The sequence below is a fragment of the Actinomycetota bacterium genome (genome assembly GCA_036280995.1).
Classification (GTDB): Bacteria; Actinomycetota; CALGFH01; order CALGFH01; family CALGFH01; genus CALGFH01.
Genome location: DASUPQ010000494.1, coordinates 24,438 through 38,840, shown reverse-complemented (window position 1 = coordinate 38,840; position 14,403 = coordinate 24,438). Strand labels below are relative to the sequence as shown.

Sequence of the window (14,403 nt, the reverse complement as noted above, 5' to 3'; positions counted from 1 at the left end):
CCCTCGACGCCAAGGGCATCCCGTACGCCTACCTGCCGTTCCCCGGCGAGCAGCACGGCTTCCGCCAGGCCGCCCACATCCGCCGCGCGCTTGAGGCAGAGCTGTACTTCTACAGCCGCGTGTTCGCCTTCGACCTGGCCGACCCGGTCGATCCGGTCCCGATCACCCACCTCTAGGCAGGCTGGGGACCAGCCGGCTGTCGCGGGTCGTGGCCCCGGTGGCCCGGTACGGCCGCGGAGCAGGCCGATCCGGCACCGCTCACCCTCTGGCTCGCTATACTCGGGAATCCGCCGACCACCGCCGGTCGGCCCATACCAGCGTCCCCAGACGGAGGGGCAAACGGCAAGCGTGCGGCAACCAACACAGGTCCAGGTCAAGGTGCTGGTCCCCGGGGATCACTCGATGGTCAGCCTTCTTGGAACCCGAGACGAGCTGCTCAAGCTGATCGAGGCCGCCTTCGAGAGCACCGTGTTCGTCCGCGGCAACGAGATCACCATCACCGGCGAGCAGGCCGACGCCGAACGGGTCGCCCACCTGTTCGAGGAGCTCATCACCCTCCTGGAGCGGGGCGACGCCCTCACCGCCGACACCGTCGGCCGCTCGATCGACATCATCCGCGGCGACGGGGACGACGGCGCGGCCCGCCCCTCGGTGGTCTTCGGCGACTCGGTCCTGACCAGCCGCGGCCGCTCCATCAAGCCCAAGACGGTCGGCCAGAAGAAGTACGTCGACGCCATCCGCAAGAACACCGTCGTCTTCGGCATCGGCCCCGCCGGCACCGGCAAGACCTACCTGGCCATGGCCGTGGCCGTCCAGGCCCTCATGGCCAAGCAGGTCAACCGCCTGATCCTCACCCGCCCGGCCGTCGAGGCCGGCGAGAAGCTCGGCTTCCTCCCCGGCACCCTCTCGGAGAAGATCGACCCCTACCTGCGGCCCCTCTACGACGCCCTCTACGAGATGATCGACGCCGAGCAGATCGGCCGCATGATGGAACGCGGCACCATCGAGGTCGCCCCCCTGGCGTACATGCGGGGAAGGAGTCAACCGTACTCGAGTCGCGTCCTGACACCGTCCGGCTTCCGGCCGATCGGGAGCCTGTCGGTAGGCGACCTCGTGATCGGCTCGGACGGGCTCCCTACACCGGTGCTGGGCGTCTACCCTCAGGGCCGGAGAGAAGTCTTCCGCGTCCATGCACAGGACGGCGCCTCAACATTGTGCTGCGGGGAGCACCTGTGGGCCGTGGCCACCCGCGACGACCGGCGGCGCGGCAAGCCCCTCCGCGTGCTGGAGACCCGCGAGATGATCGGGCAGCTCAGGGCGGCGCACTACCATCGTTTCGAGCTGCCGCTCATCAGCCGGCCCGTTGAGTTTCTTCCCCGCGAGGTTCCCCTGGACCCGTACGCGCTCGGGCTCCTCCTGGGCGACGGCTCCTTTTCGGCGAAGCTTACGGGCTTCACCACCGCCGACCCCGAGCTGATCGTCGCGCTTGAACAGAGCATCAAGGGCATCGAGCTACGTCATCGGAACAGGTTCGACTACTACCTCCGCCACACGGCTGGCGGGCAGGGGCTGAAGGTTGCCCACCCGGTCACGGTTGCACTCCGAGAGCTTGGTTTGGTCGGAACACGATCCACCACCAAATTTGTGCCCGAGCCCTACCTCTACAACTCCGCGAGCGTCCGCTCGGCGGTGCTTCAGGGGCTCTTGGATACCGATGGCGGGCCGGTGACACAGGAGCGGCGGACCTGTCGGGTCCAGTACGTGACGACGTCAGCGCAGCTGCGAGACGACGTCGTGTTCCTCGTCCGCTCTCTTGGCGGCGTCGCCTACTGGCGAACCCGACCCGCCGACGGGCGGCTCCCCGGACATGCCAACGGGCGCGATGTGCACCACCGCTCGGACGCCTACATTCTGGACATCCGCCTGCCCGCGGGTATCGAGCCGTTCCGGCTGGCGCGCAAGCGCGAGATCTACTCCAGATCCGGGGGAGGGCGGCCGATGCGCTTCATCGACCGGATCGAGCCCGCGGGCGAGACGGAGACGGTCTGCATCCAGGTGGCGGCGGCCGACTCGCTGTACGTGACCGACGACTTCCTGGTCACCCACAACACCCTCAACGACTCGTTCATCGTGCTGGACGAGGCCCAGAACACCACGCCGGAGCAGATGAAGATGTTCCTGACCCGGCTGGGGTTCAACTCCAAGGCGGTGGTGACGGGGGACATCACCCAGATCGACCTGCCGTCAGGGCAGCACTCGGGGCTGAACGTGGTCCGGGAGATCCTGACCGGGATCGACGACCTGGCGTTCGTGTACCTTTCGAGCAGGGACGTGGTCAGGCACAGGATCGTGCAGGACATCGTCGAGGCCTACCGGCGCTACGACGAGGCCAGGTCCTAGTGGGCCCCGAACCTCCGCATCCCCGCCCTGCCTGCGGCGCCGGACACATGACCGCCGTTCCGGGAGGCCGGGATTGAGTGTGTTCCTGGCCAACGAACAGGCCGACTATCGGGTGGACGAGCCGGCCCTGACCCGGCTGGCCCGTCTGGTGATGGACGCCGAAGGGGTCGAGGAGTCCGAGATCTCGCTGCTGCTGGTGGACCGCACGGTGATGACCGACCTCAACGAGCGCTACATGGGCGAGGACCGGCCCACCGACGTGCTGGCGTTCCCGATCGACGGGCCCTCGCCGGCGTCGGGGCCGCCCGAGGGGCCGACCGGGCCCCGCGGGTTCGCGGCCGACCGCCTGGGCGACGCCGACGACGAGGACGCCGCCGACGACGAGGATGACGACGACGCGCCCTGGCTGCTGGGCGACATCGTGCTCTGCCCGGCGTACGCGGCCGAGCAGGCCACCCGCAACGGCCAGAGCCTGGCCGCCGAGCTGGAGCTGCTGACCGTGCACGGCCTCCTCCACCTGTGCGGGTTCGACCACGCCGAACCCGACGAGGAGCGGGCCATGCAGGCCCGCACCAACGAGCTGCTGGCACGCTGGCGCGCCGGTGAGCGGCCGTGAGCCCGCTCACCGCCACCGACATCTGGAGCCTGCTGGCGGTGGTCGCCCTGACCGCCGTGGCCGCCTTCCTGGCCGCGGCCGAGACCGGCCTGACCCGCATGAGCCGGGCCAGGGCCATGCACCTGCACGAGGAGCAGCGCCGCGGCTCCACCCAGCTGCTGGCCCTGGTCGAGCAGCCGGCCCGCTTCCTCAACCTGGTCCTGCTGCTGGTCCTGGTGGTCCAGTTCTTCGCCACCGCCCTGTTCACCTCGGTGATGGACCGGGTCGTCGGGGGCGGCCTCGGGGTGGTCATCGCGGCCACCGTCATGACGATCGTCACCTTCATCTGCGCCGAGGTCGCGCCCAAGACCTACGCCGTCCAGCACACCGACCGGGCGGCGCTGTTCGTGGCCCCGTTCGTGTACCTCCTCACCCGCCTGCCCGGGCTGGGGCCGCTGACCCGGCTGCTGATCGCCATCGGCAACGTGGTCACCCCCGGCAAGGGCCTGAAGAGCGGGCCGTTCGTGTCCGAGGACGAGATCAAGGCGATGGTCGACGAGGCCGAGCGCGACGACGTCATCGAAGAGGAAGAGCGGGAGATGATCCACTCGGTCTTCGAGTTCGGCGACACCATCCTCCGCGAGGTCATGGTGCCCCGGCCGGACATGGTGGCCGTCCCCCTCCAGACCGCGCTCCAGGAGGTGCTGGAGCTGATCCTGCGCTCCGGCTTCTCGCGCATCCCCGTCTACGACGGCACCATCGACGAGGTGGTCGGCCTGGCCTACGCCAAGGACGTGCTCCGCCGCCTCCACGACGGCCAGGCCGACAAGCCCCTGGCCGACATCCTGCGCCAGGCCCCGTTCATGCCCGAGTCGATGCGGGCCGCCGAGTGCCTGCGCGAGATGCGCCGGAACAAGAGCCACATGGTGATCGTGATCGACGAGTACGGGGGCACCTCCGGCCTGGTCACCCTGGAGGACCTGCTGGAGGAGATCGTCGGGGAGATCACCGACGAGTACGACCGGGAGGAGCCCAACGTCGAGCCGCTGCCCGACGGCGACTACCGGGTCAACGCCCGCCTCGGCATCGACGAGGTCAACGAGCTGCTCGACGTGGAGCTGCCCTCGACCGAGTGGGACTCGATCGGCGGCCTGCTGTTCAACCTGGTCGGCGGGGTGCCGCGGGAGGGCCAGGAGGTCGAGTTCCAGGGGCTGCGCCTGCGGGCCGAGCGGGTCCAGGGCCGGCGCATCGGCCGGGTCCGGATCCACCGGCTGTCGCCGCCGGAGGAGCCCGAGGACATCACCGCCCAGGCCCACCGGCTGTGAACCGCAGACTGCGGGGGGCGGAGCCCCCCGCATCTCCCCCGAACCCCACCTCCCGGCCGTCGCCCGCCGAGCTGGTCGCCGCCGCCCGGGCCGCCCGCGACCGCGCCTACGCGCCCTACTCGGGCTTCCGGGTGGGGGCGGCGCTGCTCACCGAGCAGGGCGACGTGATCACCGCCGCCAACGTCGAGAACGCCAGCTACGGGCTGGCCATCTGCGCCGAGCGGTCGGCGGTGGTGGCGGCCGTGGCCGCCGGGTCCCGCAGCTTCCTGGCCGTCGCCGTCGCCGGCAACGGGCCCGACCCGGTCACTCCCTGCGGGGCCTGCCGCCAGGTCCTGCGCGAGTTCCCCAGGGGCGCCGAGCTGGAGGTGCTGTGCGCCGGCGAGTCCGGCGACGCGCTCGTCACCACCACCCTGGGGGCGCTGCTCCCCGACAGCTTCGGGCCGGAAGCGCTCCCATGAAGTCGGGGCTGGTGGCGCTGGTCGGGCGGCCCAACGTCGGCAAGTCGACCCTGCTCAACGCCCTGCTCGGCCAGAAGCTGGCGATCGTCTCGGACAAGCCCCAGACCACCCGGTCGGCCATCCGCGGGGTGCTGCACCGGCCAGAGGGCCAGGCCGTGCTGGTCGACACCCCCGGGCTCCACAAGCCGCGCACCCTGCTCGGCCAGCGGCTGAACGACCTGGTCCGGGGCACGCTGGCCGAGGTCGACCTGGTCCTCCAGCTGGTCGACGCGGCCGCCGGGGTCGGGGCCGGCGACCGCTTCCTGGCCGGCGAGCTGGCCAAGGTGGACACGCCCAGGATGTGCGTGGTCAACAAGGTGGACGCCGCCTCCCGGGCCAAGACCGCCGCCGCCCTCCAGGCGGCCGCCGGCCTGGCCGACTTCGCCGAGATCGTGCCCGTGTCGGCCCGCAAGGGCACCCAGCTCGACCTGCTGGTGGAGCTGATCCTGCGCCACCTCCCCGAGGGCCGCCCCCTGTACCCCGAGGGCCACACCAGCGACGAGCCAGAGCAGCACCTGGTCGCCGAGCTGATCCGCGAGAAGGCCCTGTCGCTGGTCCGCGACGAGCTGCCCCACTCGGTGGCCGTGCTCGTCGAGGAGATGGGCCCCGATCCCGAGCGCGAGGACCTGCTGGTCATCCGGGCGTTCCTGTTCGTGGAGCGGGCCAGCCAGAAGCCGATCGTCCTCGGCAAGGGCGGGTCGGGCCTGCGCGAGATCGGCACCAGGGCCCGCGAGGAGCTGGAGGCCCTGTTCGGCATCAAGGTCTACCTCGACCTGAGGGTGAAGGTTGCCAAGGAGTGGCAGCGTGACCCTCGCCAGCTCGCCCGGCTCGGGTTCTGACCAGGGAAGGAGCGCGCCGATGCGGGTGATGGTGCTGGGCGGGACCAGGTTCGTCGGGGCCGCCGTGGTCGAGGAGCTGGCCGCCCATGGCCACGAGCTGCTGGTCGTCCACCGGGGCGAGCACGAGCCGGCCGGCCTTCCAGACGCCGACCATCTCCACGCCGACCGCCAGGACCTGCCCCACCTGCGCGGCCCGGTCGACGAGTTCGACCCCGAGGCCGTGGTCGACGTCTGCGCCTACTCGGCCGCCGACGCCGAGACCGCCCTCGCCGCCGTCGGCGGCGACGTGCGCCTGCTGGTGGTGTCCAGCATGGACGTGTACCGGGCGTTCGGGGCGGTGCTGGCCGGCACCGAGACCGACGCCCTGCCCGTCGACGAGACCTCCCCGGTCCGCTCCGAGCGCTACCCCTACCGGGGCCGGACCCTCACCTCGACCGACGCCGACACCTACGAGAAGCTCGACGTCGAGGCCGCCTACCTGGCCCGGGCGGCCACCGTGTGCCGGCTCCCGATGGTCTACGGCGAGCGCGACCACCAGCGCCGCGAGGAGCCGCTCCTGCGCCGGGTCCGGGCCGGCCGCGACCGGATCCCCGCCGGGTCGGGCGGCTGGTTGTGGACCCGCGGGTACGTCCGCGACGTCGCCGCCGGCATCCGCCTGGCCCTGGAGTCCGACGCCTGCGTGGCCGAGATCCTCAACCTCGGCGAGGCCCGCACCTGGTCGATGGGCCTGTGGGCCCGCCACGTCCTGGAGGCCGCCGGCTCCGAGGCCGAGCTGGTCCGGGTCCCCGACGTCCTCCTGCCCGACGACCTCAAGGCCCTCGGCACCGTCTCCCAGCACCTCCTGGTCGACTCCTCCAAGGCCCGCGACCTCCTGGGCTGGACCGAGATCGACCCCCACGAGGCCCTCCACCGCTCGGTGGCCTGGCACCTGGCCAACCCACCGGCGGGCGCGGACGCCGACTTCACCGCCGACGACCGCGCCCTGGCCGCGGCCGGCTAGCTCACCGGGGCCGCCTCCTCGAGGACCGGCTTGGACCACTCGGCCCGCCACTCCGGGACCTCGAACGGCTCGGCGTAGTAGCGGGTCTCGCGCCACATCTTGCCGTCGCGGAACTCGACCCGGCTCACGCCGAAGAAGTCCTTGCCGTCGGCGTAGTGGATGGCGCTCTCGGCGAACCAGACGTCCCCGCCGCCGGTCAGCCGGCGCAGCCGGATCCTGGGCGGCGTGCCGCCCGGGAAGGTCTCCTGGAGCCGGCGCAGGCCGTCGCGGTCCAGCCGCTCGCCCGACTGGGGGAACTCGACGAGGTAGTCCTCGTGCCGCTCCTCGTACTCGATCGCGGGGTCCATGGCCGTCCGGAGCCGCTCGAACAGCTCCCGCACCTCACGTTCCTGCATCGGAATCCTCCTTGGTCGCTGACCGGTGCTGATGCCACGATGGGCCGGCGCCCTGACGTGGCGCTGTGCGTTTGCTGCGGGAAGGCGGAGATGCAGTTCGGGATCCTGGGGCCTCTCGAGGTCCGCAACGGGGAGGCGCCGGTGCGGGTGCCGGGGGCCAAGGAGCGGGCCCTGCTGGCCGACCTGCTGGTCAACGCCGGCCGGGTGGTGTCGGCGGACCGGCTGGTCGAGGACCTGTGGGGCGACGACCCGCCGGGGCGGCCGGCCAACACCCTGCAGGGCCGGGTGTCGGCCCTGCGCCGGGCCCTGGGGCCGGGCGGGGCGGGGCGGCTGGTCACCAGCCCGCCCGGGTACCGGCTGGACGCCGGCCTGGAGCAGCTGGACGCGGCCCGGTTCGAGCGCCTGGTCGCCGAGGCCGAGGCGGCCGCGCCGGCGGAGCGGCCGCGGGCGGTGCGGCTGCTGGAGGAGGCGCTGGGGCTGTGGCGGGGACCGGCCCTGGCCGAGTTCGCCGACGCGCCGTGGGCCCAGGCGGAGGCGGCCCGGCTGGAGGAGCTGCGCCTGGCCACCCGCGAGGCCCTGGTCGAGCTGCGGCTGGCCGCCGGCGGCCACGCCGGGCTGGTCGGGGAGCTGGAGGCGCTGGTTGCCGCCCACCCGACCCGGGAGCGGCTCCGGGGCCAGCTGATGGTGGCCCTGTACCGGTCGGGCCGGCAGGCCGACGCCCTGGCCGTCTACCAGCAGACCCGCGAGGTGCTGGCCGAGGAGCTGGGGATCGACCCGTCGCCGGAGCTGCAGCGGCTGCACCAGGCGATCCTGGTCCAGGACCCGGCCCTTGAGGCGGCCGCCCGTGACCGGGACCTGCCCCGGCACAACCTGCCCGAGCGGCTGACCAGCCTGGTCGGGCGGGACCAGGAGCTGGCCGAGTTGGCCAAGCTGCTGGAGCAGCACCGGCTGGTCACGGTGGCCGGCCCCGGAGGAGCGGGCAAGACCACCGTGGCCGTGGAGCTGGCCCGGCGGCTGATGGGCGGGTACCCGGACGGGGTGTGGCTGGTCGAGCTGGCCCCGCTCCGCGACCCGGCCCTGCTGGCCGAGGTCGTGGTCGCGGCCCTGGGCCTTGGCGAGGAGGCGGCCGACCGGGCCGCTCCGCCCCCGTCCCCGGCCGAGCGCCTGGCCGGCTTCGCCCGCGACAAGGCGCTGCTGCTGGTCCTGGACAACTGCGAGCATCTTGTCGGGGCGTGCGCCGCGCTGGTCCAGGGGCTGCTCCGTTCCGGCCCGGCGGTCCGGGTCCTGGCCACCAGCCGCGAGGTCCTCGGGGTGCCCGGGGAGGTGGTCTGGCCGGTCCCGCCCCTGGCCGTGCCCGCCGCCGGCGATGCCGCCGCCGGCCTGGCCGGCCCCGACGCCGGCGGGGCCGCGCCCGAGGTGCTGGCCGGCTACGACGCGGTGCGGCTGTTCGGCGAGCGGGCGGCCGCCGCCGACCCGGGCTTCACCCTGGACGCGGCCAGCGCCCCGGTGGTGGCCGAGTTGTGCCGTCGCCTGGACGGCCTCCCCCTGGCCATCGAGCTGGCCGCGTCCAGGGTGCGGGCCCTGCCGGTGGCCGAGATCGCGGACCGACTGGAGGATCGGTTCCGGCTGCTGGCCGGGGGCGGCCGCACCCTCGACCCGCGGCAGCAGACCCTGCGGGCCACCGTCGATTGGAGCTGGGACCTGCTGGAGGAGCCCGACCGGCGGCTGTGGCGGCGGCTGTCGGTGTTCTCCGGCGGTTGGACGGTGACGGCCGCCGAGGAGGTCTGCGGCGGCGATGGCCTCGACGCCGCGGACGTGCTGGAGGGGCTGTTCCGGCTGGTGGACCGGTCGCTGGTGGTGGCGGCCGGCGGCGACCCGCCGCGCTTCCGGATGCTGGAGACGATGCGGGTCTACGGGGCCGAGCGGCTGGCCGAGGCAGGCGAGCACGAGACGATGGCCGCCCGCCACACCGCCTGGTGCCTGGCCCTGGCCGAGCGGGCCGCCGCCCACCGCACCGCCCGGCGCTGGTTGCGGCTGCTCGACGCCGACTACGACAACCTGCGGGCGGCCCTGGACCGGACGATGGCGGCCGGCGACCCCGGCACGGCGCTGCGGCTGGCCGCCGACCTCGGCTGGTACTGGTGGACCAGGCACACCCCGGAGGGCCATCAGCGGCTGGCCGCGGTCATCGCCCTGGCCGACGCCGACGGGCGGCCGCCGACCCCGGACCTGGCCAGGGCGCTGCAGGCGAGCGCCATGCTCGCGGTGGCGATGACCCCGACCGCGGCCGCCACCGACGCCGTCCAGCGCAGCCAGGAGCTGTTCGAGCGGTTCGGGGACCGCTGGGGGGTCGCCTTCTCCCAGCTGCTGTCGGCCTGGGTGGGGCTGCAGCGGTTCGGCCCCAACGCCGACGCCATCCGTCTGGTCGAGCAGGCCGAGGCGACCTTCAGGGAGCTGGGCGACCCCTGGGGCGAGGCCTTCGCGGGCCAGTCCCGGTTCGCCCTGGAGGCCTACCTCCACGGGCTCTCGGAGCGGGGCGAGGCGGCGGGCCGGCGGGCCCTGGAGCGGTTCCAGGCCCTCGATGACCAGTGGGGGCTGGCCCAGGCGCAGGTGACCAGGGCGGAGCTGGCCAGCGCCCGGGGCGACGTCGACGGGGCGGCGGCCGCCTACGAGGCCGCCCTGGTCGCCGCCGGCGACGTGGGGCCGGGGTGGGTGCAGCTGGCCTCGATCGTGCGGCTCGGCACCATGGTCGCCCTCCAGGGCGACGATGCCCGGGCGGCCGTCCTGCGCGTCGAGGCGGCCGACCGGATCCGCCGGTTCGGGGAGCGGCGCGGGTTCGCCCACCTGTACAACGAGATGGGCGGCGTCGCACGGGCCCGCGACGACCTGGAACGCGCTCGCCACCTGCACCGGGAGGCGCTGCCCATCGTCCAGGAGCTGGTCGGCTGGAGCGTCCCCTACACCCTCGCCTCGCTCGCCTGCGCCGAGGCCCGCCTCGGCGACCTCGACGAGGCCGAGGCGCACCTGCAGGAGGCGGCCGCCCTCCTGGTCGCCGCGCCCCAGGCGACGACCGTGGCCCTGGTCCTGACCGGCGCGGCCCTGGCCGCGATCGGCCGGGGCCGGCCCGAGCTGGCCGCGCGCCGGCTGGCCGCCGCCGAGGCGGCCCGCGCGCGCGCCGGCGTGGTCCCGATCGGCGGGGAGGCCCGCGAGGCCGATCTGGCCGCCGAGGCCGTCCGGGCCGCCCTCGACCCGGCCACCCTGGCCGCGGCCTGGGAGGGGGGACGCGCCCTGGCCACCGGCGACGCCCTGGCGGAGCTGATTGCCAGCGCCTGAAGCTGGGCAGACCATAGAGACCATGGCCAGGAGCAACCCGACCGGCCGGACCGAGGGGTCCGAGGTGGCCGTCGGGCGGCAGACGCCGTTCGAACCGGACGGGGTCGACGGGTCGAGCCCCTTCCCGCCCATCGCCGAGTACGCCTTCCTGTCCGACTGCGAGACCAACGCCCTGGTCGCGGCCAGCGGCAACATCGAGTGGCTGTGCTCGCCCCGGCCCGACGGCCGCAGCGTGTTCGCCTCCATGCTCGACCGGGCCGCCGGCAGCTTCCGGCTCGGCCCGACCGGGGTCAGGGTGCCGGCGGGGCGGCGCTACCTGCCGGGCACGCTGGTCCTGGAGACGACCTGGCGGGCCCGCGGCGGCTGGATCGTGGTCCGCGACGCCATGTGCATCGGCCCCTGGTACCACCAGCAGCGCCGCTCCGGCACCCACCGCCGGCCACCGACCGACTACGAGGCCGAGCACATCCTGCTGCGCACCGTGAGGTGCATCATCGGCAACGTCGAGCTGAGCCTGGACTGCGAGCCGGTGTTCGACTACGGCCGCACGGAGGCCGCCTGGGAGTACTCCGGCCAGGGCTACGGGGAGGCGATCGCCCACGGCGGCGAGGGCGACGTCCAGCTGCGGCTGGTCACCGACCTGCGGGTCGGCTTCGAGGGCCGCGGCGCCCACGCCCGCACCACCCTGCGCGAGGGCGACCGGGCCTTCGCCGCCCTGTGCTGGCCGCGCTCGCAGTGGTCGGCCTCGGAGGAGTACTGGGCCGAGCGAACCCCGCCGGCCACCACCGACGAGGCCTTCGAGCGGATGGAGCGGACGGCCGAGTTCTGGCGGGGCTGGATCAACCAGGGCGTGTTCCCCGAGCACCCCTGGCAGTCGTATCTGCAGCGCAGCGCCCTCACCCTCAAGGGCCTGACCTATGCCCCGACCGGGGCGCTGCTGGCCGCGGCCACCACCTCCCTGCCCGAGACCCCCGGCGGCGAGCGCAACTACGACTACCGCTACACCTGGATCCGCGACGCCACCTTCATGCTCTGGGGCCTGTACACCCTCGGGTTCGAGCGCGAGGCCAACGACTTCTTCTACTTCGTGGCCGACGTCTGCTCGGAGGAGGACGAGCTCCAGATCATGTACGGGGTCGGGGGCGAGGAGGAGCTGCCCGAGCAGGAGCTGGACCACCTGAGCGGCTACGAGGACTCCCGGCCGGTCCGGATCGGCAACGCGGCCGCCACCCAGAACCAGCACGACGTCTGGGGGGCCGTGCTCGACTCGGTCTACCTGCACACCAAGTCCCGGGACTACCTGCCCGAGCGGGTGTGGCCGCTGCTCAAGCGGGCGGTCGAGTGCGCCATCGTCAACTGGAACAAGCCCGACCAGGGGATCTGGGAGGTCCGGGGGCCGCCGCGGCACTTCACCTCCTCCAAGCTGATGTGCTGGGTGGCCTGCGACCGGGGCGCCCGCCTGGCCCAGCTCCACGGGGACAAGGACCTGGCCGCCACCTGGCGCAAGGCGGCCGAGGAGATCCACGCCGACGTCTGCGAGCGCGGGACCGACGAGCGGGGCGTGTTCGTGCAGCACTACGACACCACCGCCCTGGACGCCTCGGTGCTGCTGATGCCGCTGCTGCGGTTCCTGCCCCCGGACGACCCGCGGATCCGCGACACCGTGCTCGCCATCGCCGACGAGCTGACCGTGGACGAGCTGGTGCTGCGCTACCGGGTCGAGGAGACCGACGACGGCTTCGCGGGCGAGGAGGGGACCTTCACCATCTGCTCGTTCTGGCTGGTGTCGGCCCTGGTCGAGATCGGCGAGGTCGCTCGGGCCCGGCAGCTGTGCGAGAAGCTGCTGTCGTACGCCAGCCCGCTGCAGCTGTACGCCGAGGAGATCGACCCGCGCAGCGGCCGCCACCTCGGCAACTTCCCGCAGGCGTTCACCCACCTGGCCCTGATCAACGCCGTCATGCACGTGATCCGGGCCGAAGCCGGCACCGACGCCAACCGCTTCCGCCCCCAGGGCGTGTCGCTTCTGTGAGTTCCCGGAGGCGTGGGTGCGGGTCCGCCTGACCCTGGCGTTGCTGGTCTGGCTGGTCGTGACCGCCTGTGCGATGCTCGGCGCCTGCACCCAGCCGGGGACGCCGCAGCCGGGCACGCCCCAGCCCGGCCCGCCGTCGTCGGGTCCCCCGGTGGGGGAGGCTACCTCCGGCGGCGGAGCCGGTGCTGGCGGGAATCCACAGCCCCCCGGCGATCCACAGCCTCCCGGCGGCGCCCCGACCACCCGTCCGCCTCCGACCACCCGTCCGCCCCCGGCGCCGGTGTGGCGGGTGGGGGCCCGGCCGCTGCCGTTGCGGCCCGACGGGTTCGGGGAGGTCGGGCCGACCCCGGCGGCGCTGCGGGTGCGGCGGCTGCCGACCCTGGACCGGCTGCCCCCGCCGCCCGGGGGGCGGTTCCGGTCCTCGGTGCGGCCGATCAGCCCGGCCGTGCGGGCCCGGATGGGGACGACCTGGCGGCCCGGCTGCCCGGTCGGCCTGGCCGACCTGCGCTATGTGACGGTGAGCTTCCGGGGCTTCGACGGGCGGCCCCACACCGGCGAGCTGGTCGTCCACGAACGGGTCGCGGCCGGGGTCGTCGCCGCCTTCGCCCGCCTCTACCGGGCCCGGTTCCCGATCGAGGAGATGCGGCTGGTCACCGGGGCCGACCTGGAGGCCCACCCGACCGGCGACGGCAACAACACGGCCGCCTTCGTGTGCCGCGCCGCCCGCAAGCAGGCCCGCTGGTCGGCCCATGCCTACGGCCTGGCCGTGGACGTCAACCCGTTCCAGAACCCCTACCGGCGCGGCGACCTGGTCCTGCCCGAGCTGGCCGGCGCCTACCTGGACCGGGCCGACCGCCGCCCGGGCATGATCCGCCCCGGCGACCCCGTGACCGCCGCCTTCGCCGACCTCGGCTGGACCTGGGGCGGCATCTGGCGGTCGCCTCGGGACTTCATGCACTTCTCGGCCACCGGCGGCTAGCCCTCCCTGGCCTCCGGGTCGCGGCCCAGGACGGAGCGGCCGCCGTCGACCGGGACAATGGCCCCGTTGACGAAGCTGGCCTCCTCCGACAGGAGGTGGGCGACCACGGCCGCGACCTCCTCGGGCCGCCCGACCCGGCCGACCGGGTGGAGCAGCCGCATCTCCTCCCGGGTCCGGGCCGCCCCGTCCGGGCCCTGGCCGGCCAGCAGGGCCTGGTAGCGCTCGGTGTCGATCGAGCCGAGGGCGACGGCGTTGACCCGGATGCCCCTGGGACCGTAGTCGACGGCCAGGGCGCGGGTGAGGCCCTCGGTGGCCGCCTTGGCCGTGGCGTAGGGGAGGGCGCCGGGGACGGCCCGGCGGGCCTGGTGGGAGGAGACGTTGACGATCGCCCCGCCGGTGCCGGCGGCCAGGAACCGGCGGACCGCGGTCGCGCACCCGACCACCACCGGGGCCAGGTTGAGGCCGATCAGCTCCAGCACGGCCGCGGGCGGGTCGGCGTGGAGCGAGGCGTCCCGGAACACGGCGGCGTTGTTGACCCACCCGGCCAGCGGCGCCGCCGCCCCGGCCAGGTCGGCGGCCCGGCCGCAGACGGCCTCGTCGGCGGCGTCGCCGGCCACCCCGAGGACCCGGTCGCCCGCGGGGTGGCCGTCGACCCAGGCCAGGGCGGCCGGGTCGAGCTCGATCGCGACCACCACGTCGTCGTCGCCGAGGAGCCGCTCGACCAGCGCCCGGCCGACCCCCCGGCCGCCGCCGGTCACCACATAGGAGCGCACACCGGGCAGGCTAGCGGAAGCGGACCTCGGTGGCCGTGCGTTGTCGCCCCGCGGGGCAGGGTGTGGATCTCAGGCCCAGCCCGTAGGCGGCGCCGGGAGCGCCGATGAGGCCCGTGAGCAGGGCGAACGACAGCCGCAGGCGGAGGCTCCAGCGGGTGCGGTGGTCCCTCTGGAGGCGGCGGCCGGGTACGCGAAGGCCGGCAATACCATACATACTGGGCAGATACCGCATATGGAT

At 73.9% G+C, this 14,403-nt stretch carries 12 protein-coding genes; 10 read left to right on the top strand and 2 right to left on the bottom strand.

Features of this window, described 5'->3' with window-relative positions:
* The 7 genes from VF468_16735 to VF468_16705 form a co-directional block, all read left to right on the top strand.
* Positions 1-176 (top strand): S9 family peptidase (locus VF468_16735; protein HEX5879939.1); only part of this gene is annotated, 176 nt, incomplete at its 5' end.
* Positions 177-402: 226 nt separating this feature from the next.
* On the top strand, positions 403-2,400 hold the full coding sequence (locus tag VF468_16730) for a PhoH family protein (protein HEX5879938.1): 1,998 nt from the start codon (positions 403-405) through the stop codon (positions 2,398-2,400).
* A 73-nt stretch (positions 2,401-2,473) separates the two neighbouring features.
* Positions 2,474-3,016 carry an rRNA maturation RNase YbeY gene (gene ybeY / locus VF468_16725; protein HEX5879937.1) on the top strand — a complete coding sequence of 181 codons (543 nt, stop codon included), beginning with the start codon at positions 2,474-2,476 and terminating at the stop codon, positions 3,014-3,016.
* Complete coding sequence (locus tag VF468_16720; protein ID HEX5879936.1) at positions 3,013-4,320, top strand: hemolysin family protein; 1,308 nt, start codon at positions 3,013-3,015, stop codon at positions 4,318-4,320. The genes ybeY and VF468_16720 overlap by 4 nt, the downstream gene beginning before the upstream one ends.
* Positions 4,321-4,391: 71 nt before the next feature.
* Entirely contained in the window at positions 4,392-4,778 is a 387-nt protein-coding gene (gene cdd, locus VF468_16715; protein ID HEX5879935.1) for a cytidine deaminase, read from the top strand.
* The gene (era, locus tag VF468_16710; GenBank protein ID HEX5879934.1) at positions 4,775-5,656 is read left to right on the top strand and encodes a GTPase Era; all 882 of its coding nucleotides are present in this window, start codon (positions 4,775-4,777) and stop codon (positions 5,654-5,656) included. Before cdd ends, era begins: the two co-directional genes overlap by 4 nt.
* 19 nt (positions 5,657-5,675) lie before the next feature.
* Positions 5,676-6,656, top strand: a complete 981-nt coding sequence (locus VF468_16705; GenBank protein HEX5879933.1) for an NAD-dependent epimerase/dehydratase family protein — start codon at positions 5,676-5,678, stop codon at positions 6,654-6,656.
* On the opposite strand, the gene VF468_16700 is transcribed toward VF468_16705, so the two are convergent.
* Positions 6,653-7,051, bottom strand: coding sequence for a nuclear transport factor 2 family protein (locus VF468_16700; GenBank protein ID HEX5879932.1), 399 nt, complete (start codon positions 7,049-7,051; stop codon positions 6,653-6,655). The two genes, VF468_16705 and VF468_16700, sit on opposite strands and share 4 nt — an antisense overlap.
* A 90-nt stretch (positions 7,052-7,141) precedes the next feature.
* Between VF468_16700 and VF468_16695 the strand changes: the two genes are divergently transcribed.
* The 3 genes from VF468_16695 to VF468_16685 are packed head-to-tail and all read left to right on the top strand — an operon-like array spanning position 7,142 to position 13,392.
* Positions 7,142-10,384 carry a BTAD domain-containing putative transcriptional regulator gene (locus VF468_16695; GenBank protein HEX5879931.1) on the top strand — a complete coding sequence of 1,081 codons (3,243 nt, stop codon included), beginning with the start codon at positions 7,142-7,144 and terminating at the stop codon, positions 10,382-10,384.
* A 22-nt stretch (positions 10,385-10,406) separates the two neighbouring features.
* A complete protein-coding gene (locus VF468_16690) occupies positions 10,407-12,413 on the top strand; it encodes a glycoside hydrolase family 15 protein (GenBank protein ID HEX5879930.1) in 2,007 nt (668 codons plus the stop codon).
* 16 nt (positions 12,414-12,429) lie between these two features.
* Positions 12,430-13,392, top strand: a complete 963-nt coding sequence (locus VF468_16685) for a M15 family metallopeptidase (protein ID HEX5879929.1) — start codon at positions 12,430-12,432, stop codon at positions 13,390-13,392.
* Here the strand turns inward: VF468_16685 and VF468_16680 are convergent.
* Complete coding sequence (locus tag VF468_16680; protein ID HEX5879928.1) at positions 13,389-14,165, bottom strand: SDR family oxidoreductase; 777 nt, start codon at positions 14,163-14,165, stop codon at positions 13,389-13,391. The two genes, VF468_16685 and VF468_16680, sit on opposite strands and share 4 nt — an antisense overlap.
* Between the last annotated feature and the right edge of the window lie 238 nt (positions 14,166-14,403).

Excerpts from the sequence above, each read along its gene's own strand:
- era (HEX5879934.1), top strand. The coding sequence starts at position 4,775 with ATGAAGTCGGGGCTGGTGGCGCTGGTCGGGCGGCCCAACGTCGGCAAG.
- VF468_16695 (HEX5879931.1), top strand. The coding sequence starts at position 7,142 with ATGCAGTTCGGGATCCTGGGGCCTCTCGAGGTCCGCAACGGGGAGGCG.
- VF468_16705 (HEX5879933.1), top strand. The coding sequence starts at position 5,676 with ATGCGGGTGATGGTGCTGGGCGGGACCAGGTTCGTCGGGGCCGCCGTG.
- VF468_16690 (HEX5879930.1), top strand. The coding sequence starts at position 10,407 with ATGGCCAGGAGCAACCCGACCGGCCGGACCGAGGGGTCCGAGGTGGCC.
- VF468_16700 (HEX5879932.1), bottom strand. The coding sequence starts at position 7,051 with ATGCAGGAACGTGAGGTGCGGGAGCTGTTCGAGCGGCTCCGGACGGCC.
- VF468_16730 (HEX5879938.1), top strand. The coding sequence starts at position 403 with ATGGTCAGCCTTCTTGGAACCCGAGACGAGCTGCTCAAGCTGATCGAG.